18 protein-coding genes are annotated in these 17419 nt (G+C 54.1%); 6 read left to right on the forward strand and 12 right to left on the reverse strand.

What is annotated here, in order from left to right; all coding sequences use genetic code 11:
• The first annotated feature begins 161 nt into the window (after nucleotides 1-161).
• Nucleotides 162-1112, forward strand: coding sequence for a prolyl aminopeptidase (pip, locus tag LMS44_RS04250; RefSeq protein WP_022519814.1), 951 nt, complete (start codon nucleotides 162-164; stop codon nucleotides 1110-1112).
• A gap of 156 nt (nucleotides 1113-1268) precedes the next feature.
• On the opposite strand, the gene LMS44_RS04255 is transcribed toward pip, so the two are convergent.
• Nucleotides 1269-2564, reverse strand: a complete 1296-nt coding sequence (locus LMS44_RS04255; protein WP_190373889.1) for a PQQ-dependent sugar dehydrogenase — start codon at nucleotides 2562-2564, stop codon at nucleotides 1269-1271.
• Nucleotides 2561-2989, reverse strand: a complete 429-nt coding sequence (locus LMS44_RS04260) for a DUF2231 domain-containing protein (protein ID WP_022519816.1) — start codon at nucleotides 2987-2989, stop codon at nucleotides 2561-2563. Before LMS44_RS04260 ends, LMS44_RS04255 begins: the two co-directional genes overlap by 4 nt.
• Nucleotides 2990-3444: 455 nt before the next feature.
• Between LMS44_RS04260 and LMS44_RS04265 the strand changes: the two genes are divergently transcribed.
• A complete protein-coding gene (locus LMS44_RS04265; protein ID WP_022519817.1) occupies nucleotides 3445-4557 on the forward strand; it encodes an MFS transporter in 1113 nt (370 codons plus the stop codon).
• 71 nt (nucleotides 4558-4628) lie between these two features.
• Here LMS44_RS04265 and LMS44_RS04270 read toward each other — a convergent pair whose 3' ends face one another.
• Complete coding sequence (locus tag LMS44_RS04270; protein ID WP_498946907.1) at nucleotides 4629-5810, reverse strand: AAA family ATPase; 1182 nt, start codon at nucleotides 5808-5810, stop codon at nucleotides 4629-4631.
• Nucleotides 5811-5904: 94 nt separating this feature from the next.
• Between LMS44_RS04270 and LMS44_RS04275 the strand changes: the two genes are divergently transcribed.
• Together LMS44_RS04275 and LMS44_RS04280 are read left to right on the forward strand one after the other, a co-directional pair.
• Nucleotides 5905-6177: a hypothetical protein gene (locus LMS44_RS04275; RefSeq protein WP_138799633.1), complete on the forward strand. Its 273-nt coding sequence runs from the start codon at nucleotides 5905-5907 to the stop codon at nucleotides 6175-6177.
• Between the two features lie 89 nt (nucleotides 6178-6266).
• Nucleotides 6267-6437, forward strand: coding sequence for a DUF2790 domain-containing protein (locus tag LMS44_RS04280; protein ID WP_171051106.1), 171 nt, complete (start codon nucleotides 6267-6269; stop codon nucleotides 6435-6437).
• A 500-nt stretch (nucleotides 6438-6937) separates the two neighbouring features.
• Here the strand turns inward: LMS44_RS04280 and LMS44_RS04285 are convergent, their stop codons facing one another.
• Nucleotides 6938-7357, reverse strand: coding sequence for a beta/alpha barrel domain-containing protein (locus LMS44_RS04285; RefSeq protein ID WP_498946909.1), 420 nt, complete (start codon nucleotides 7355-7357; stop codon nucleotides 6938-6940).
• A 145-nt stretch (nucleotides 7358-7502) separates the two neighbouring features.
• Between LMS44_RS04285 and LMS44_RS04290 the strand changes: the two genes are divergently transcribed.
• A complete protein-coding gene (locus LMS44_RS04290; RefSeq protein ID WP_179917458.1) occupies nucleotides 7503-8804 on the forward strand; it encodes an IS1380 family transposase in 1302 nt (433 codons plus the stop codon).
• 114 nt (nucleotides 8805-8918) lie between these two features.
• Here LMS44_RS04290 and LMS44_RS04295 read toward each other — a convergent pair whose 3' ends face one another.
• From LMS44_RS04295 to LMS44_RS04305, 3 genes are read right to left on the reverse strand one after another with little or no spacing between them, the layout of a single operon-like run.
• Nucleotides 8919-9599 (reverse strand): beta/alpha barrel domain-containing protein, encoded by a 681-nt coding sequence (locus LMS44_RS04295; RefSeq protein ID WP_498946911.1) that lies wholly within the window; start codon nucleotides 9597-9599, stop codon nucleotides 8919-8921.
• A gap of 10 nt (nucleotides 9600-9609) precedes the next feature.
• Complete coding sequence (locus LMS44_RS04300; RefSeq protein ID WP_138799635.1) at nucleotides 9610-10629, reverse strand: alcohol dehydrogenase catalytic domain-containing protein; 1020 nt, start codon at nucleotides 10627-10629, stop codon at nucleotides 9610-9612.
• A gap of 12 nt (nucleotides 10630-10641) precedes the next feature.
• Entirely contained in the window at nucleotides 10642-11271 is a 630-nt protein-coding gene (locus LMS44_RS04305) for an NADPH-dependent F420 reductase (protein WP_498946912.1), read from the reverse strand.
• Nucleotides 11272-11484: 213 nt separating this feature from the next.
• Between LMS44_RS04305 and LMS44_RS04310 the strand changes: the two genes are divergently transcribed.
• Nucleotides 11485-11844 (forward strand): winged helix-turn-helix transcriptional regulator, encoded by a 360-nt coding sequence (locus LMS44_RS04310; protein ID WP_138799637.1) that lies wholly within the window; start codon nucleotides 11485-11487, stop codon nucleotides 11842-11844.
• 847 nt (nucleotides 11845-12691) lie between these two features.
• On the opposite strand, the gene LMS44_RS04315 is transcribed toward LMS44_RS04310, so the two are convergent.
• From LMS44_RS04315 to LMS44_RS04335, 5 genes are all read right to left on the reverse strand, one after another.
• Nucleotides 12692-13843 carry an alpha/beta hydrolase gene (locus tag LMS44_RS04315; protein WP_498946914.1) on the reverse strand — a complete coding sequence of 384 codons (1152 nt, stop codon included), beginning with the start codon at nucleotides 13841-13843 and terminating at the stop codon, nucleotides 12692-12694.
• Nucleotides 13844-13973: 130 nt separating this feature from the next.
• Nucleotides 13974-14399: a Rid family hydrolase gene (locus tag LMS44_RS04320; RefSeq protein ID WP_039858846.1), complete on the reverse strand. Its 426-nt coding sequence runs from the start codon at nucleotides 14397-14399 to the stop codon at nucleotides 13974-13976.
• Nucleotides 14400-14448: 49 nt separating this feature from the next.
• Nucleotides 14449-15813: an ATP-binding protein gene (locus LMS44_RS04325; RefSeq protein WP_009286852.1), complete on the reverse strand. Its 1365-nt coding sequence runs from the start codon at nucleotides 15811-15813 to the stop codon at nucleotides 14449-14451.
• On the reverse strand, nucleotides 15782-16468 hold the full coding sequence (locus LMS44_RS04330) for a response regulator transcription factor (RefSeq protein WP_498946917.1): 687 nt from the start codon (nucleotides 16466-16468) through the stop codon (nucleotides 15782-15784). Before LMS44_RS04330 ends, LMS44_RS04325 begins: the two co-directional genes overlap by 32 nt.
• The gene (locus tag LMS44_RS04335; protein WP_009286854.1) at nucleotides 16468-17283 is read right to left on the reverse strand and encodes a MipA/OmpV family protein; all 816 of its coding nucleotides are present in this window, start codon (nucleotides 17281-17283) and stop codon (nucleotides 16468-16470) included. The genes LMS44_RS04330 and LMS44_RS04335 overlap by 1 nt, the downstream gene beginning before the upstream one ends.
• Between the last annotated feature and the right edge of the window lie 136 nt (nucleotides 17284-17419).

Consider the following 17419-nt stretch of genomic DNA (forward strand, 5'->3'; position numbering starts at 1 on the left):
CAGTGCTGGCTGTACCACTTCCGGGTTCACTTCCTTTCCTAGATACTAGCATTCCTGACCGTTCTTCGAGGTCATTTGAGAATCGCCTGTAGTAAAGTCGTCGGCGAAGGTGGAAGTGTCAAACGGTGTTTGGAAAGGTGAAACTGAAGCGGGAGGCTTGAATGACGAACTTGAGAACCCTATACCCACCGATCGAACCCTACGAAACAGGCATGATCAATGTTGGGGGTGGCCATACGGTCTATTTTGAGCGTGTTGGCAAACCGGGCGGTAAGCCTGCGGTGTTCCTGCATGGTGGCCCCGGCGGTGGAATTTCGCCTGATCATCGACGTCTGTTTAACCCTGAGCACTACGATGTTCTTCTCTTTGATCAGCGTGGCTGTGGACGTTCAGAGCCCCATGCCAGTATCGAAGCCAATACTACGTGGTATTTAGTCGAAGACATCGAGAGGCTACGTGAGCATGTTGGCGTAACCCAGTGGATGGTTTTTGGCGGCTCTTGGGGTTCTACCCTGGGCCTTGCGTACGCCCAGGCGCATCCTGAACGTGTCAGTGAGTTGATTTTGCGAGGCGTCTATACGGTCACTCAAGCGGAGATTGACTGGTACTATCAGTTTGGTGTGTCTGAAATGTTCCCCGATAAGTGGGCGGCGTTTCAGACGCCTATTCCTGAAGCAGAGCGACACGATATGGTGGCCGCCTACCATCATCGTTTGATGGGTGACGACCCTATCGCTCAGCTTGAGGCGGCGAAGGCCTGGACGATATGGGAGGGTGAAACCATCACCCTGCTACCAGACCCTGCCTTATCGGCTCCCTACAGAGAGGGGCATTTTGCGTTAGCCTTTGCGCGGTTAGAGAACCATTATTTCACTCATCGCGCTTGGCTGGAGGAGGGGCAACTGCTTGCTAACGCTTCACGCCTAAAAGGCATTCCCGGCGTCATTGTCCATGGGCGGTACGATATGCCATGCCCTGTTCGTTATGCGCTGGCACTGCATAACGCTTGGCCAGAATCCGAATTCCATTTGATCGAAGGGGCAGGGCATGCCTGGAGCGAACCCGGCATTCTCGATCAGTTGATACGCGCGACAGATCGCTTTGTATCATAAATCTTAACCATGACAATACTTGCTACTGCGCGGTTAATTGAAGTAGTGCATGAGTTAACCTGGTATGAGTTGTTCATATAAAGGCTTCTTTAGAACAAACGGAAAAGGCGGCAGTACAACAGGCTGCCGCCTTTTTTTACGCGGAGGGTTAAGTGTTTACTCATCGCCATCGTAGGTCACGCGCCAAACGGCGTTCGTCAGGTCGTCAGCGATGATAAGGGCGCCCTCTGGATCGATGGTGACGCCGACTGGGCGACCGCGAGTTTTGCCGTCTTCAGTAAGAAACCCGGAAACGAAATCAATTGGGTCACCGTCGGGCTCGCCATTGCGGAAAGGGATAAAGACAACCTGGTAGCCCACAGGGTCTGAGCGGTTCCAACTGCCATGTTCGCCGATAAACACGCCTTCAGCGAACTCATCTCCCATTTCCGGTATGGAGAAGGCGAGACCCAGTGGTGCTACGTGCGAGCCTAGGCTGTAGTCGGGTACCACTGCTGACTCCACTTTTTCAGGGTTCTGCGGGCGTACGCGGGGGTCAACATGCTGCCCCCAATAACTAAATGGCCAGCCATAAAAGCTGCCGTCCTGTACGGTGGTTAGGTAGTCTGGAACCAAGTCCGGGCCTAGTTCGTCACGCTCATTAACGACTGCCCAAAGTCGCTCAGTATCGGGTTGGATAGCCAACGCCGTGGGGTTGCGCAGGCCGGTGGCATAAGGCCGATGCATGCCGGTGTCGGCATCAATTTCCCATACCTCGGCTCGACTAACCTCCGCTGCCATGCCACGTTCGGTGATGTTACTGTTGGAGCCAATGCCCAAGTACAAGTAGTCTCCGTCAGCGCTCGCGGTCATCGCCTTGGTCCAGTGGTGGTTGATTTCCGAGGGTAGCAGCGTAATTATTTCTGGCGACCCACTGGCCTCGGTTTGGCCTTCCTCGTAATCGAAGCGTACAACCGCATCTTGGTTAGCGACATAGAGGTTGTTATCAACCAATGCCAGCCCATAAGGCGCGTTGAGGTTCTCGGCAAACACCGTTTGCTCTTCGTAGCTGCCGTCATCGTCGCTATCGCGCAAAAGGGTCAATCGGTTACCGCTTTCAACGGAGGTGGTGCCCTGGCTTTTTATGTAGCCAGCAATAAAATCTTTTGGCTTCAGGGGCGGTGCGTTGCCGCCGCTTCCCTCTGCCACCAGAATATCGCCGTTGGGCAACACCAGCGTTTGGCGCGGCACCTTAAGATCAGTAGCAATGGCCGTAATGGTGTAACCGTCGGGAACCGTCGGTAGCTGGTCGCCCCATTCTGCGGGCTCGGGAACTGACATATCCGGCAGAAGCCCACGTTGTGGTTCAGGAAGGTCAGGGTTTGGCCCATACTTTTGAGAGTCCTGAGCGCGAGCAACACCTGCCACCAGAAGTATCGAGAGAGGAGCGGCGAAGAAATGGGAAAACTTCATGGCTTATCTCCGATACCAAAGCGGGAAAAACCGACCCACGTCGCCGTGCCTGCGAGCAAAACAACGACGATCGAAAGAGCAAAGCCAACTGGCATCATGGCCCAGGCGTCTCGTGCATGGGCTAACGCATTGACAAGACCCAGTACCCAGGTGAGCAATAGCAGCGCTGGATACATCAGAAAAGCCAAACGACGGTCTTGGGAACGAAAAAAGCCAATAATTGCGCACAAAAGCGCAAGTCCCGCGAAAATAAGCCCACCCAAATTTAGCCAAGAAGCAAAGGTGGCCCACTGAATATGGTAGGTGGTTGAGTAGGCGTAATCACATAGCATGGTGCCAAGAAAGAGTGGCGTAGTCCCTGCAAGCATTACGGTATGAAACGGGTTTGGTCCGCTTCGATAAGTGCGATCGTTAGTGGCTGTCACGGCAAACTCCTTATGCTGTTCAAGCTGACTAATTTACCTTTGTTGGCTGGCGCTGCACGCTAGCCCCAACTCAGGCAACGACATCATGTTCGTTAGGGCGCAGTATAGTTGACGATAAACAACTTGCCCAAAGCGAAGCGGCGCTGGTCGCCGCGATTTTTGCCAGCTCGTTATAACCCTTCTGCACCGTAATAATACATCGTCGATACGTTAAACCTGCTTCTTTTAGCCACTGCACCCACGCTTAACACTCTCTTCTTTAGGCCTAATTAGCCAGTTCATCATTTATCTTGACCTCAAGTTAACCTGAGGTTTTAAAGTAAGCGCCGATTCTTATTTTAGCAATGGCCGATAAAGGGTGGGCAGTGGGTATGCGCAATAGCAATTCGAGATCAATACCGTTGGTAAGAACGATCCTTCTGATCATTCTGATTGGGCTCAACCTGAGGCCATCCATGGCGGCTATTGGCCCGCTGGTTGAGGCAATCCGGTATGATGTGAGTCTTTCATTTACACAGCTGTCGCTTTTAACCACGTTACCGGTACTAGCGATGGGGTTGGGGTGTTTTGTTAGCGCGTTGCTTGCAAAGCGGATCGGCTTTAATAGCGTGATTACCCTGGCGCTTGCGTCGATTGCTTTATCGGACGCGTTACACTGGTTTGGCTTCGGGTATACAGGCTTATGGGCAGCCGCGCTGGGCGCCGGCATTGGCATAGCCTTTATCCAGGCGGCACTTCCTGCGGTGATAAAACAGGCGGCAGGCGAGAAAACCCCGATGGTGATGGGGTTCTACATTGCCTCCATCATGGGGGGCGCGGCTCTAGCCTCTGCCATTACGCCTGTGGTGAGTGATTATATTGGCTGGCAGAGCGCCTTGGCGTTATGGGGACTTTTAGCACTTGCAGGGCTCGTTTGCTGGGTGATGCGCAGGCGAATACTGCCAGCCCCTAGTCAAAACAACAGTGTTAGCATCGCTTTTTCAGCGATGGCTCGGCAGCCTCGGTTTTGGTCGTTGGCGATTTTCTTTGGTTTAGGTACGGCGGGTTATACCTGCCTTCTGGCTTGGATTCCGCCCACCTTTATCAATTTAGGCTGGTCTCAAACGCAAGCGGGGCTGGCGCTTAGTTGGCTAACTGCCATTGAGGTGATGGCTGGCCTAACGTTTCCCATACTGGCTCAACAGATGAAAGACCGTCGCCCGGTGTTATTGCTGGTGCTTCTGTTATCGGTGGCGGGCTTTTTGCTTCTTGGGCTAATGCCTAAAACAATGGCTTGGTTGGCAACCGCGCTGCTGGGGTTAGGAATTGGAGGCCTTTTTCCCTTAAGCTTGATCATCACTATGGATCACTCAGACGACCCCGTGCTATCTGGTCAGCTTGCTGCTTGGGTACAAGGGATCGGCTATCTCATCGCCTCTTTAGCACCTATCGCGGCGGGGTTGATAAAAGACTTACTGGGAGGGTTTGAGCAGGCATGGCTGATGCTTGGGGTGATTTTTATTGGGCTGATAGTGATGAGCCTACGTTTTGATCAATCTAAAGCACCCCAACAGCTACACTTTAGTTAGCGAAAAGGGCTTCTAGGCAAACTAAATGGAAAAGACGAAACGCTAGTGTCCTCGGTTCGTTAGCGTTCTGCTTAATCCGCCCACTGCCAGGGCGGCTCGTCCAGCCATCCCTGACCGAGGATAACGGTCTCGCCAAACTCTTTATCCAGCGCGATAGAGTTGCAGGCCTGATCTTGCTCCAGTGTCGCCACCAGGCGCGGTGCGTGGGAGACCACCCACACCTGGGTTTCCCGCGATGCACGGATAATCAGGCGCCCCAGGGCGGGCAGCAAATCCGGGTGTAGGCTGGTTTCCGGCTCATTTAGCACTAGCAAGGAAGGCGGCCTGGGTGTGAGCAGTGCCGCCACCAGCAATAGGTAGCGAAGTGTGCCGTCTGATAGTTCCGACTGATTTAAGGGGCGCAACAGGCCTTTCTGTCGAAACTGTAGTACAAAACGGTTACCCGCATCGGCCCCAAAATCAATCGTTGCTCCGGGGAAGGCGTCTTCAATTGCCTCATACAAGGCCTTTCGGTCGCCAATCTCGTGTATGGTGCGCAATGCGGCCACTAGGCTGTGGCCATCGTGATCCAGCACCGTGGTGCGGGTACCGATTTGCGGTGTGCGGATGAGGGAGTGTGGGTCGGTTCGGAACTGATCGTAGAAGCGCCAATGACGAATGGCTTGCCGAACAGCATGGACTTCAGGCACGGCGACCGGATCACTGATTTCGTTCAGAATGCTTTCGTAGCTATTAAGGTGGGCATCGTAAACCTGCCATTTACGACCTGCACGCACTTTGACCACAGACCCAACGCGGTCAACCAAACAGCTACTGGGTCGGTAAACATCGCCTGCCCAAATGCATTCCCGTTTTATTTCGGGGTCGAACTGGAACATAGAGGGATCTTGGTAGCCCGCAAAGCCCTGAGAGGCGGGCATCCCCAATGAAATGGCGTAGCCGAAATCTTCACCCACAAAACCCAGCCTAAGCCGGGGGCTGTTTTTCTTGGCAGAGCCCTCAATGGCCGTGGAGCCCTCTCTCATGTCTTTGGTGAGTTTTTCCGGGCCAGCCCAGAAGGTGTTATCAAGCCCGCCTTCTTGAGCAATCGATGAGATAAGATTGCCTTTGGCTGTTTCTGCCAATAATCGCAGCGCTTTGTATAAATTGGACTTGCCGCAACCGTTGGGCCCAGTCATTACATTGAGACTCGACAGGGGAGAGACAATGTTTTTCAGGCTGCGGTAGTTGGATACGGCAAAGGTGTTGATCATAGCGTTGGGGGCTGGCTGCTCTTAGCATCGTGGAAATACCAGTTTAGCCCCAAGTGCACCCTCACTAGAAGACATCGATAGTTGGAGATTTTAAGTGCCGCTTGAGGGGCAGAATGCTCATGTCCGCGATTTCGGCGAGGGTTTTGGTCGGCAGTTGCCTTTATTCTGTATGAGCTGTCTGACGAGAGTGTCAGGCGGGCATCACTTCTTCTCAATATTAAAAGATTCTCGGAAATATATAGAAAGACTGGATCAGGCAAGAAAGGAAGAGTATTTGGCATTCTTATTCGTTCATTTTGAATCTATCATTCATGTGCTGATGATGCGACTAGCAAACCAAGCCTTCTTCTCTAAAAGAGCTGATTAACTCACATGTAGGAAGTTAGAGGGGAAGCGATCCATGAGTTGCTTTTAGCTCAGTAGGTTGATCGAATAGTTAAACGTAAGGAGTGAATCATGAAATTTTTAAATGCGGCCTTAATTATTGCATTAATGCTTTCTTCAGGCGTAGCACTTGCTGAAAGAGGCTCGGATGAAGATAATAGAATTGTTTATTCTGGATCGACATCTGCAGACAGCGGCACACAGGATATTCCGGCCTCCCAAGTACTTTCTGACAACCCTTGAACGAACCTAATAGGGGCGGTTGTAGGTAGTGTGTTCTAAAGTGACTTAAAGTCATTGAAACTACTCGGTGGCATGTAGATTTAAATTTCTCACATGTCACTGGGTTTATTGAGAGATGGCTAATTATTTAAGGATAAGGAGTGAATTATGAAGATTTCAAAAGCAGCCTAAATTTTCACCTTGGTGCTTTTCTAAGGTGTAGCATCCGTTGAGAGAGGTTCCGGTGAAGATAAAGAGATTGCTTATCTCGAGTTAATGTCTTCGCAGCAAGCGAAAGTTTTTTTTATCATCTGATGCGCTGGTTATAAAATTTAAAGCGAACTATTGATTTTGATATGGAAAATAAACGGGCGAGCCTAGTAATCCTAGGCTCGCCCGTTTATTTTCAGACTTCTATTTGATTCAATAGGATTGAGGTTTTACGCTACCTTTCTCGTTTGTGTGATGAATGGCGGCCAACGCATGGGCTTGCCGTGTCCAATCCATCACCGAATCGACCATCACGTTTCACGTGGGTAATCCACATATCCGGCCGCGCCACCTCCATACCAGGTTTCTCGTGAGGGCACGGGCGCGAGTGGAACACCACGCTGTAGTCGCTCGACAAGGTCAGGGCTAGATAAATAGAGTCCCCCAAACGCTGCTGCATCTGCGGTACCTGACGCAATCACCCCCTCAGCTCTAGCCTTGTCCAGCCCGCCATTGGCAATTATGGAGCCATCGAAGAACGGGCGGAAATGTCTGGCGGTTCCTTCGTTCAACGCCTCGGCCGGCGTTCCGGTCAAATCCTCGGGCGACTCCTGGAGCTGGAGATAGGCGATCTTCAATGCGGAAACCCGGGATACAAGGCGCTCGTACGTCGGCAGCGTTGCCGCCGTGGGCTGCAGGTCTCCCATACCAACCGCTGGACTCAGCTTCAAACCAACTCTTCCCGGGCGCCATTCAGAAATCATGGCCTCCAGAACCTCTAGCCCGGATTTCTCACAGGGTATAAAAGAAAGCGGCTGAAAGTGTTAACGTTTCAGGGCCTTACACCAAAAACCAACACCAACAGCCGCTTCCAAAATGGTACCTGAAAAGCTGACCTTCTCGCCACTCTCTCGCCGCCAAATTGAAGCCGACTTCTCCGGGGGCCACATTACGTCGGACGCCGGATTACTCCTGCTTCGTGAAGTCGATAAACAGCATCGCCTAACACGCCGCTTGGCCGCCGTGCTTCATGATCCCCGCTCACCGGAACAGGTTCGTCATAAGCTCGACACGTTGGTTCGTCAGCGGGTGTTCGGTGTCGCCGCTGGCTATGAAGATTTCAACGACCATGAGGCCCTGCGCTATGATCAGGCCCTTCAGACAGCGCTCGGTGAAGAGGATACGCTGGCAGGCAAGTCGACGCTGTGCCGGGTGGAGCAGAACGCCGATCGGCAAGCAATAGTGAAGGCCCATGAGTTGCTGTGGCATCACTTCATTGAACAGCATGACGAACCACCCAAGGAGATCGTGCTGGACTTTGATGGCACCGACATCCCCGTGCATGGCGAGCAACCCGGCAAGTTCTTTAACCGTTATTACGATCACCACTGCTACTTCCCACTGTATGTCTTCTGTGGGCGCCACTTACTGGTGAGCTATCTGCGCACCAGTGACCGCAGCGACAGCCGCCATAGCTGGGCGATCCTCGCCTTACTGGTACGCTTTATCCGTCAATACTGGCCCGATACGCGCATCGTGTTACGAGGTGATAGCCACTTTTGTCGTCCCCGGATGCTGAACTGGTGTGATCGGCATCACGTCGACTACATCGTGGGAATCGCAAAGAACAGCCGGCTGCTCAAGGAAGTGGACGTCCCCATGATGCTGGTGCGCAAGACCCAATGGCAGGTGGGAGGGAAAGTAGCGGGGACGTTCCGCTTCCAGTATCAAGCCCGCTCCTGGAAATACCCACGCTGGGTGGTGGCCCGCCTAGAAGAAGGTGAGTTAGGCTCTAATCCCCGGTTTATCATCAGCTCTCGTTACGATGACGGCTTCAAGCTTTACTACGAGCAGTACTGTGCCCGGGGTGACATGGAGAACCGGATCAAGGATCAACAACTGAGCCTGTTTGCTGACCGGACCTCCAGCACGCACTGGTGGGCCAATCAGTGGCGGCTGATCTTGTCGGGCTTCGCTTATACGCTGTTCGAGCGGTTACGGACTTACCTGAAGCACACGCCCTTCGCGCGCATGAGTCCAAGCAACCTGAGGCTCAAGCTCATCAAAGTAGGCGCGGTCATCCTCCGCAATACGCGCCGCATCCGGGTGTTGATGAGTGACAGCTACCCCTATAAAACGGCGCTATCCGATCTGGTCAGGCGGTTGGTGCCGAACTGACTGCTCGGGCGCCCCCGGCCCGACGCAATGGGGGAAAGGGGGAAGTGTGTCTGAAGGACGGAAAGTGGTTAAAAAGTAGCCGATGTAAGTCGAGCCAGTAGGTGTTTAGCGGTGTTACAGCCTGAGTGCGGTACTGGCTGAGGTACTATGAGAAATCCAGGCTAGGGGAAAGCGGATCCGATTCTCGACACTTCCACCGTATTCATCATCACGAAGATTAAACTTGTCACTCAGGAATTGAGGAATCAGAAAGCCGACGGTTCCATGCAGTTCGACACCGTCGAACCCTGCCTGCTGAGCGAGACGGGTCGCGCGAGCATAATCCTCAATCGTACGTTCTATATCCCCGAGCGTCATCGCTCCTGGCGTGGTCGTTTGCTGAAAGCTGCCAGCAAACACCTGGTGATTCAGGTTCACCGCTGAAGGCGCTAGAGGTAACGCACCGCCAAGCAAGTCTGGATGCGAGGCCGCGCCGCAATGCCCAAGTTGCACGAAGATCCGACCACCGGCCTCATGAACCGCCTCGGTTACCGGCTTCCAGCCCTCCATCTGTTTGTCGTTGAAGAGGCCGGGCACATTGACTGCACCGACTGCCTCGCGGCTCGGCCAAGTTCCTTCGCTGAGGACCAGCCCGGCTGACGCCCGTTGCTTGTAATACTCGACCTGCAGCGGGATCGGGATCAGTTCGGGATTGCTGGTTCGCGCCCGTGACATGGAAGCCATGATGATGCGATTTTGCAGTTCGACCTCGCCGAGTTTGACCGGATTGAACAATATGCTGTCGTGGTTATTCATTAGATTTTCCTCAGAATTTCAGGATAATGTTGCCGCTCTTACCCGGTGCCGTTACCGCGTTGATCGCCTTGTCGAGCTCTTTCAGAGTGAACTCGCTGCTGCCGCCGAACACGTTCTTCTGGGCCAGGCCGACCTCGATCGCAGCACGCATGTCGGCATCGCGTTCTTTCGGTGTTGTGTCGTCCTGCCAGGTCAGAATGGTCGTACCGGTCACGGTAAGCGCCTTATGCGAATAGAGCGTCATATCCGACGGTGCGTCTGCGAGGGTGCCGTACAATACGACGCGTCCCTTGGTGGCTAGGAGGCGAGATAGGTCAGTCAGCATCGGGCCACCAACCCCATCCACAGCTAGTGCAATATCGCCACGCGCCACGTTGCGCACCTCGTACTGCCACCCCTCGGCATTGGTGCTGATCACATGGCCGCCGGGCAGGATGCCTCGGAGCAAATCCGCGCTCTTTGGTTCGCGCACTAGGCGGATCGGTTCTAACCCTTCTTGCAATGCAAAAATCGTAATGAGCTTACCCACTGCCGAGTTTGCGGCTGACTGAAGAATGAGACGCGGCCTTGGCGACATATCTCGCAAGCCGAGACGGAGCACTTGGCGTGCGATGATGGTGTTGATAATGACCTGAGTCGACACGTCGTCCGAGAGCTCGCCCGGCAGCGCGACGAGCGACGTCACCGGTACGGCCGCATAACTCTGCCAGGCACCCGGAGCAAAGAAGGCGACCCGCATTCCAGGGGCAAGTCCTGTCCCTTCCAGCGCGCCTGGCGCGGCCTTCTCAATGATCCCAGCGGCTTCAAACCCTGGGACGCGGCCACTGGGAAGCGGCTCGGATGGATTCGAATAACGTGCCGCGATCAGTTGCAAATCCCCCGGATGAATCATGCTGCGGGTGACCCTGACGAGTACCTCACCGGCGCCGAGGGGCTGGTCAAAAGTCGCATCTTCGACCTGGAGTACTTCGTTGGGATCGCCGTAGCGGTATTGGATGATGCGCTGTCCTGTACGTTTTTGAGTGTCCATATCATTGCCTTGCTATCGTTCGCCATTGAAGGCAGGAAAGGAACGCGGTGCAGGCCAAGGCAGGAAAAAGTCATGGCCAGCAAGCGGTGCGCCCACCGCCTGTATGCGTCCGCCTTGGCGCAGGGTTCCCAGGTCGATTGGGGCAAAACCGAAACTCTCGAAGAGATCCGCGACTTCAGTCTTCGCAGCACTGTCATCGCCCGAGACGAACACCACCCGACGAAAGTCGCCAGAGGTGGGATCCAGTTCGAAGTTCGTCATGAAGAGCGAGTTCATCGCCTTGACGACACGCGCCCCAGGCGTGAGTGATGCGACCATCTCGCTGGAGCTTCCGTCACCAAAGTCGACGAGCCCCCCATCCTCGAAGCCATTGGTGGCATCGATCAATATCTGTCCATGCCATGTGGGCAGCGATCCCAGAGCCGCATCGACTCCCGGCCAGGGCACCGCAAGCAGTACCATCGGATTCTCGACCGCATCCTCAGGCGTGACGGCGTTCGCCAACGGCCCGAGATCATCTACCAGAGCAGCCAGCTTGTCTGGGCCGCGACGACTGCTGAGGACGACGGTGTGCCCGGCTCCTATCGCCTTGCGGGCGAACGCCTGAGCCACTTGACCCGCGCCAATGATGCCGATGTTCATGTTTCCACCTCTCATGGTTAGATCCGTCAATGCGGTTTTGATGTGCCTAACGACGAGCCACCGAGCTGAAGAACCCGAACAGAAGCTGGATGGTCGCGTCGGGTTTTTCTTCAGCGATGAAGTGGCCGCTGTCGTTCATGTTGACGTAAGCACTGTAGGTCGGGCAGTATACTTAATACAAGTATGCACCTTTTGGTAAGTAGGGAGATCGAAATGAAAACAGCCAATATTATTCCTCCGTTTACGTGTGGTCTGGACGCCACATTTCGCGTAATAGGAGGTAAGTGGAAGCCGCTGATCCTCTTTTTCCTGCATGATGGATCGAAGCGTTATGGCGAGCTGAAGCGCTGCGTTCGGGGGGTTAGCGACAAGATGCTCATCCAGCAGCTCAAAGAGCTGGAATCCGATGGTGTCGTATCAAGAACCGATCACAAGGAGATCCCGCCGCGCGTGGACTATGCTCTGACGTCAAGCGGTCGGAGCCTCTCACGCGCTCTGGTTCCGCTGTGCGAATGGGGAACAGAGAATTCGGACATGATCGCTTCAGCTCTCGCCAAGCGTGGAGAAGCCTGATTGCAGATCAAAAAATGGCATGTTGTCTAACATATCGTTCTTCATTCGACGCCGTTTCCAACGCCACCGAGCGTGGTGGCACGATATTCAGCGTCACCGTATGGCGCCCGTCCAGCCGCCGAATGCTGTCCGTGTTGACAGACTCGTTCAGGTCGGCCAGCGCGGAAAGCGGTAGCACCGACGTGCGAATAGCCCATTAAGCTCTGATGCCCACACGTTAGGCATTCTTTACGAGACCGGATATACGCTAGCAGTCGACTGTGCCGCTATGACCTTCTGTGCTTGTAGACGAGGAGGAGTCCATATACACGCTGCTTATTTCTGCCAGCAAGTATTATCGGGGGCTGCTTTTCTCAGAGCCTGCGGCCAAGTCGTTATTAATGATTAATTCGTCATTTGATATTCAGCACAGCAATTAAGAAGTGGATTAGGCCAACAAAAATATAACTAAAAGAGCCCCTACGCCTGCCACTCCTATTGTATTGGTGCACTCTAGTATCTCATCCTCAATATCACTCAGTAGCCAAGCTGTAGTGCTTTTTGATTTTATTTTGGAAAAGATTAAGGCCGTAGTGCTAGCTTCAACGCTGAAGACGGCAATGACGCTTTCAATTGATCCAGCATTAAGAAGCATCAGCAGTTAACGTTATTGTAATGCGTAAAGCAAAGCACTGTGAATGGCTTAGTGTTCCAGGGGATTCCGGGAACCAAATATTTGAGAATGACGTTTTCTCTTTCATGTATAGCGTTACAAAAAAATGCTTGGATAGTGAAAGTATAGATATAACCATTTTATTGCACCTATTCTCCATGAGCCCCGAAAAGCTCAGTCGGGGAGGGACGTCGATTAGTCTCCTGTTACCTCGCGAATACCATCGAGGAGGTCGTAAAAATAGGGATTCCAGGTCAGGCGAGCGTGGTATTTTTCCGCGTCGCTCTGACCCCATGCGCCGAACCACAGGGCATCCGGGTCGTCGGGCGGCGCGAGGCCATCCTGGCCGTTTTCCAGCATGAGGTAGCTACCCGCTTGACCGTAATAGGTATTCTCGGGCGCAAACAGCACATTCATGTGGGAAAAGTTGCTGATTCGCCGGTCGGGAAGGTGGCTGGTAAAGGCGGTGACGCGGGGGTCGTCAAGGTGCTGTGGTGGATCGCCGTACCAGATGAAGCGCGATTGTTGGTTGAGAAAGCGGTTTTGAAAGGCAATGAGCGTCGCGTTGGGGTCAAGGACACTATCATGTTGACTCATCGTCATCAGGACAGGTTTATTAAAGTGTGAGGTTTTGAGATTTTTTTGCACGGTACTGACCGAGTGATAATAGAGCGAGGCCCCTCGCGCAGGAAATGATTGGTAAGTGACGATATTGTCTTCATCATCGATATCGAGCCAGTCCCATAAATAGGCAATGGTCGGGGCGAGAAATAGATAGTGGGTATCGGGGTAAAATCCAGGAGAAAACAGCAGCAGGCCATCGACATTGTCGTCTGTGAACGCATGAGAGGTGACCAGGTTACCTCCGGTTGAGAAACCGCCAAGCCAAAGTTCATCGACCTCGGCTGCCAGCAGTTTGGCGTGATGGGCAATTATTTTTTCCCAATCATCATTATCAGGCAGCATAAGATCGGCAGGGCGTGTGCCGTGGCCAGGCAGAAGAATGGAGCGAACCAGCCAGCCGTCATTCGCCATGGCTGTGGCGATATCGATGAAATACCACGGGCTTGCGCCCAGTCCATGAACTAACAGGATACCGCGTTTCGCCGGTTTATCAGGGCGGAGTTCGAACGGCGTATTGAGCTCTATTTCAAGGTCGCGATCTTCGCTGATGAAAGCGCGGTTATCCGCAATCCATGCACGTGTATCGTGCACATATTGGTCGAAACTCTCCTGATCATAGCGAGGCAGATTTTCTGAGGGTTGAAAACCAGGGAAATCTGGCGGCACGGCGCAGGAAGTCAGCAGAAAGAGTGTGAAAAGTAGAACGCTAAGGCGGCTAATCATGGAACCCTCTCTGTCGGTGCTTGCCTCTAACAGAGAGTCACAAATGTGCTCCCTCTTACTTAGAATGGTCGGGCAGGCGGGCTATGTAGTGTTTAACAAGCAGCGTTATTATTTCGACTGTTACGGTTATTTAACTGTTTAAGGCAAACCCCGGCAGCACTGCCTCGGCCTCGATAGCGATTAACCATTCTGGTTCGGCAAGGCCGTACACAATCAACCAAGTAGCAGCCGGCGGGGCGGTGGGGAAACGATGCTTCAGCGCCTCCATTACCACTTGCTGGTCGTAGCGAGCGGATTCGGCTAAGTAGATTCTCAACATCACCACCCGCAAGAGATCGCCGCCGAGGCTTGATAGCAATCGTTCGATATTGTTCAGCGCTGCTTCGGTCTGCTCGGGAAGTTCAGGGCCCGCTAAATGGCCTTCGGCATCGACCCCTACCTGGCTGGACATCAGCACCCGGGAGCCTCCCTGAACTAATACGGCTTGGCTGTGACCTTCGATCAAGGTATCGGGCAGGTTGGGCGGATTTAGGGGCTTGCGTCTTAAAATTTGCATGACCACCTCGTTGATAAGTGATGTAGGGCGCTGTTTGCAGGGATTAACCCTAGGCTTCTTTGCGTAGCGTCATGATCAACCCGGGATGGGCGTTGTGAGCCGAAAGCACCCAGCCGTGTGCCATGGCGATTTCCTGGCAGATGGCCAGCCCCAAACCAGCACCATGGTCGCGTCGATGTGCACCTCGCCAGAAACGAGAGAACAGCAGAGACAGCTGTTCAGGCTCGACGCCAGACCCTCGGTCACGCACGGTTATCGTATTGCTCTGGATTTCCATGCTGACGAGAGTCTGCGCGGGGGCATGCTGGATGGCGTTCTCCAGCAAGTTCTTGAGCAGAGTGAAGCATGCCCCGTGATCAGCCTTCCATGTCACCCCTTGATCCGCGGCAAGCACCGTTAAATGCACGTCGGCGGACTCCGCCATGCGTTGCAAGTAGATGGAAGCTTCGTGGGCGATGTCGTGCATTCGAACAACGCTAAACTGGTAGTTGTGCGCCTCGCTCGCTTCGGCCAGAAGTAGCAGTTGTTGCACCTGGCGGGTCATGTACTCGACATCGCTCAATAGCGCCTTGCGGTCATTTCGCCCTTCCTCGAGCAACTCAACCTGCCCGCGGATCAGCGCCAGGGGCGTTTTTAACTCGTGGGCCGCGTGGCCGAGAAACTCCTGCTGCAGGCGATAACCCCGCTCAAGGCGTTCCAGAGCGTGATTGAAGCTATGTACCAGCGGGGCAATTTCCACAGGCACGGCGTCCGTATCGAGACGGGCGTCTATAGAGCGCGGCGAGATAGCCGCCGCCGATTTGGAAACATCGCGCAGCGGCTTGAGGGTTAAGCGCAAGGTAATGTAGGCGCATAGACCGAAGGCAACGAACATGACAAAGCCAAACACCAGTACGCCCGCTGCCACCAGTGGAAAGGCGACGAGATAGAGGACATCAACGAATCTTGAACTGGCGACGAACTGCAGATACCACGTTCTTTCACCATGCTCAAAGGGCTCCGTGGCACCGTAGAAAGTTCTGTCGTCATACTCAAAGGAAAAGGTGCCCCGCGCCAAACGCAGAACCTCGCCGTCGGCTGGCCAGAAAGCTTCTCTGGCACTCGAGGCCACCGCCACGTTCCCGGCATCATCCAGAATACGGTACGCCGTTTCGGGTTGTGGGCCTTCGTATAGCCAAGCGCGGTCGTCCATGCTGGCGTCGAAACCAACGGGCCGGCCACGACTGTCGAACTCGACATTGTCCACCAGCCCATCGGCCGCGTCGGCCATATCCATACGAGGCAGTAGATCGCTCTGAAGCACCACTGCTGCGGCAATTACCAGCAGTGTGATACTCAGCACCATACCTGCCAAATAGGCCAGCAGCACCTTCAGCCTCAGGCTATTGAGCGTCATCCGCTTGACGAAGCGCATATCCCATCCCTCTCACGTTGGCGATCTGCTGGCGCGAACCGATGGCAAGCAGCTTGCGGCGTAAACGGTGCAGGGCGACATCCAAGGCGTTCGGTGTCACCGCCTCGCTTAGCCCCCAGGCCGCTGCTTCCAGCGCGCTGCGGCGAACTACCTCATCGTGCTTATATAACAGCAACTGCATGATGTGCAGCTCCGCCGGGGCGAGGGTAATGCTCTTGTCGCCGCTAAACAGAACGCCGCTTTCCGTATGCAGCCTCAGGTCGCCGTGAATGGGGTCGATTGAATGGAATTTCGCAGGGCGGCGTAGCAAGGCACGGACACGTGCCACCATCTCATCCATGGCAAACGGCTTGGGGAGGTAGTCGTCGGCACCGGCTTCGAGGCCTTCTAGCCTGTCATGCAGCGCATCGCGAGCCGTTAACACCAGGCAGGGCACGCTAAGGCCCGCGTTGCGCAACTTCTTGAGCAATAGCAGCCCATCGCCATCCGGCAAGCCACGATCGAGTACCAGTGCCTGGTAGGGCATCTGCTGAACGGCAGCCCAAGCCGAATCGATGCGGTCGACCACATCAACGCCGATACCGGCGCCCACCAGCCCTTTGCACATCAAGTGGGCTAGCCGGTCATGATCCTCGATCAGTAGTATGCGGCTCATCAGAATGTATAAAGATAGCCAACTAACACGGCGTTTTGGGTCGAACGATCCACCAGTGGGCTATCTTTGATTTCGTTCGCCAGGCTCGTGACCTCAACACCTAACAGCACAGAGTGATGCTGGTCAAACTGGTACACGCCGCGCACCCCCGCCTCGATATTGGTAGCCGACTCTCCCTTATAGGCGGGGCGATCGAAGCGAACCTCATTATCGCGAACGCCGAAGTAGTAATCGACGTTCTTGTCGTCCTGCCAGGACGCCCCCACGTGTGGGGTTACCATTATATGTTCGCCGAATTCCCACGTTCTCTCCAGGCCAAGATCGAAGCGATGTCCGTCGCTGTTGCCGGAGACGTCGGTGAGCCATTCGGCACTAACATCAACGAAGTCGGTCTCCCATTCCATTTTGGCCCCCGCCCAAAATCCGCCCTTGCGCTCACGCATGCCGTTGAGAATCGGGGCATCGCCTGGCTCGTAGCCGCTCTCATCGTACTGGGCGACGATGCCGAAATTGAGCTGTTGTGAGTCGTTGATGACAAGACTCGGCAGTTTAAATTCGATTTCCGGTCCGAAGACACTAATGTACCGGTTTTCGATCAGGAACAAGGGAAATGGGGTGTTTTCCCTGTCGATACCGGCATAGGGATCCTGTTCGCTTATTGCGCCTACGCCCAATCCCCAAGTGGTTTCGTCTGAGTCCTCTTCGTCGGCGAACGCCAACGGAGAGACAATAACAAGACCACCGATACATGCGGCTGTCGCCAATCTTATAGTGATGAGGCGGCCGTTCAGTAATAGCGACTGATGATAACTCATGGTGGCACTCCTAGCATGGTTTGAAAGTGAGAGTGGTATGAAAGTGCCATCATCAGGAGCGCTATCTTACGCGTTTCTTACTGGTGCCGGATTTATTTAAAACGTGACGTCAGTAAGAAATGAGAAAGGAAGGCAG

Source organism: Halomonas profundus, assembly GCF_020865425.1.
Lineage (GTDB): Bacteria > Pseudomonadota > Gammaproteobacteria > Pseudomonadales > Halomonadaceae > Vreelandella > Vreelandella titanicae.

Coding starts and splice junctions, on each gene's coding strand:
- pip (WP_022519814.1), top strand. CDS start 162: ATGACGAACTTGAGAACCCTATACCCACCGATCGAACCCTACGAAACA.
- LMS44_RS04255 (WP_190373889.1), bottom strand. CDS start 2,564: ATGAAGTTTTCCCATTTCTTCGCCGCTCCTCTCTCGATACTTCTGGTG.
- LMS44_RS04265 (WP_022519817.1), top strand. CDS start 3,445: ATGGCGGCTATTGGCCCGCTGGTTGAGGCAATCCGGTATGATGTGAGT.
- LMS44_RS04270 (WP_498946907.1), bottom strand. CDS start 5,810: ATGATCAACACCTTTGCCGTATCCAACTACCGCAGCCTGAAAAACATT.
- LMS44_RS04280 (WP_171051106.1), top strand. CDS start 6,267: ATGAAATTTTTAAATGCGGCCTTAATTATTGCATTAATGCTTTCTTCA.
- LMS44_RS04290 (WP_179917458.1), top strand. CDS start 7,503: ATGGTACCTGAAAAGCTGACCTTCTCGCCACTCTCTCGCCGCCAAATT.
- LMS44_RS04295 (WP_498946911.1), bottom strand. CDS start 9,599: ATGAATAACCACGACAGCATATTGTTCAATCCGGTCAAACTCGGCGAG.
- LMS44_RS04300 (WP_138799635.1), bottom strand. CDS start 10,629: ATGGACACTCAAAAACGTACAGGACAGCGCATCATCCAATACCGCTAC.
- LMS44_RS04305 (WP_498946912.1), bottom strand. CDS start 11,271: ATGAACATCGGCATCATTGGCGCGGGTCAAGTGGCTCAGGCGTTCGCC.
- LMS44_RS04310 (WP_138799637.1), top strand. CDS start 11,485: ATGAAAACAGCCAATATTATTCCTCCGTTTACGTGTGGTCTGGACGCC.
- LMS44_RS04315 (WP_498946914.1), bottom strand. CDS start 13,843: ATGATTAGCCGCCTTAGCGTTCTACTTTTCACACTCTTTCTGCTGACT.
- LMS44_RS04320 (WP_039858846.1), bottom strand. CDS start 14,399: ATGCAAATTTTAAGACGCAAGCCCCTAAATCCGCCCAACCTGCCCGAT.
- LMS44_RS04325 (WP_009286852.1), bottom strand. CDS start 15,813: ATGCGCTTCGTCAAGCGGATGACGCTCAATAGCCTGAGGCTGAAGGTG.
- LMS44_RS04330 (WP_498946917.1), bottom strand. CDS start 16,468: ATGAGCCGCATACTACTGATCGAGGATCATGACCGGCTAGCCCACTTG.
- LMS44_RS04335 (WP_009286854.1), bottom strand. CDS start 17,283: ATGAGTTATCATCAGTCGCTATTACTGAACGGCCGCCTCATCACTATA.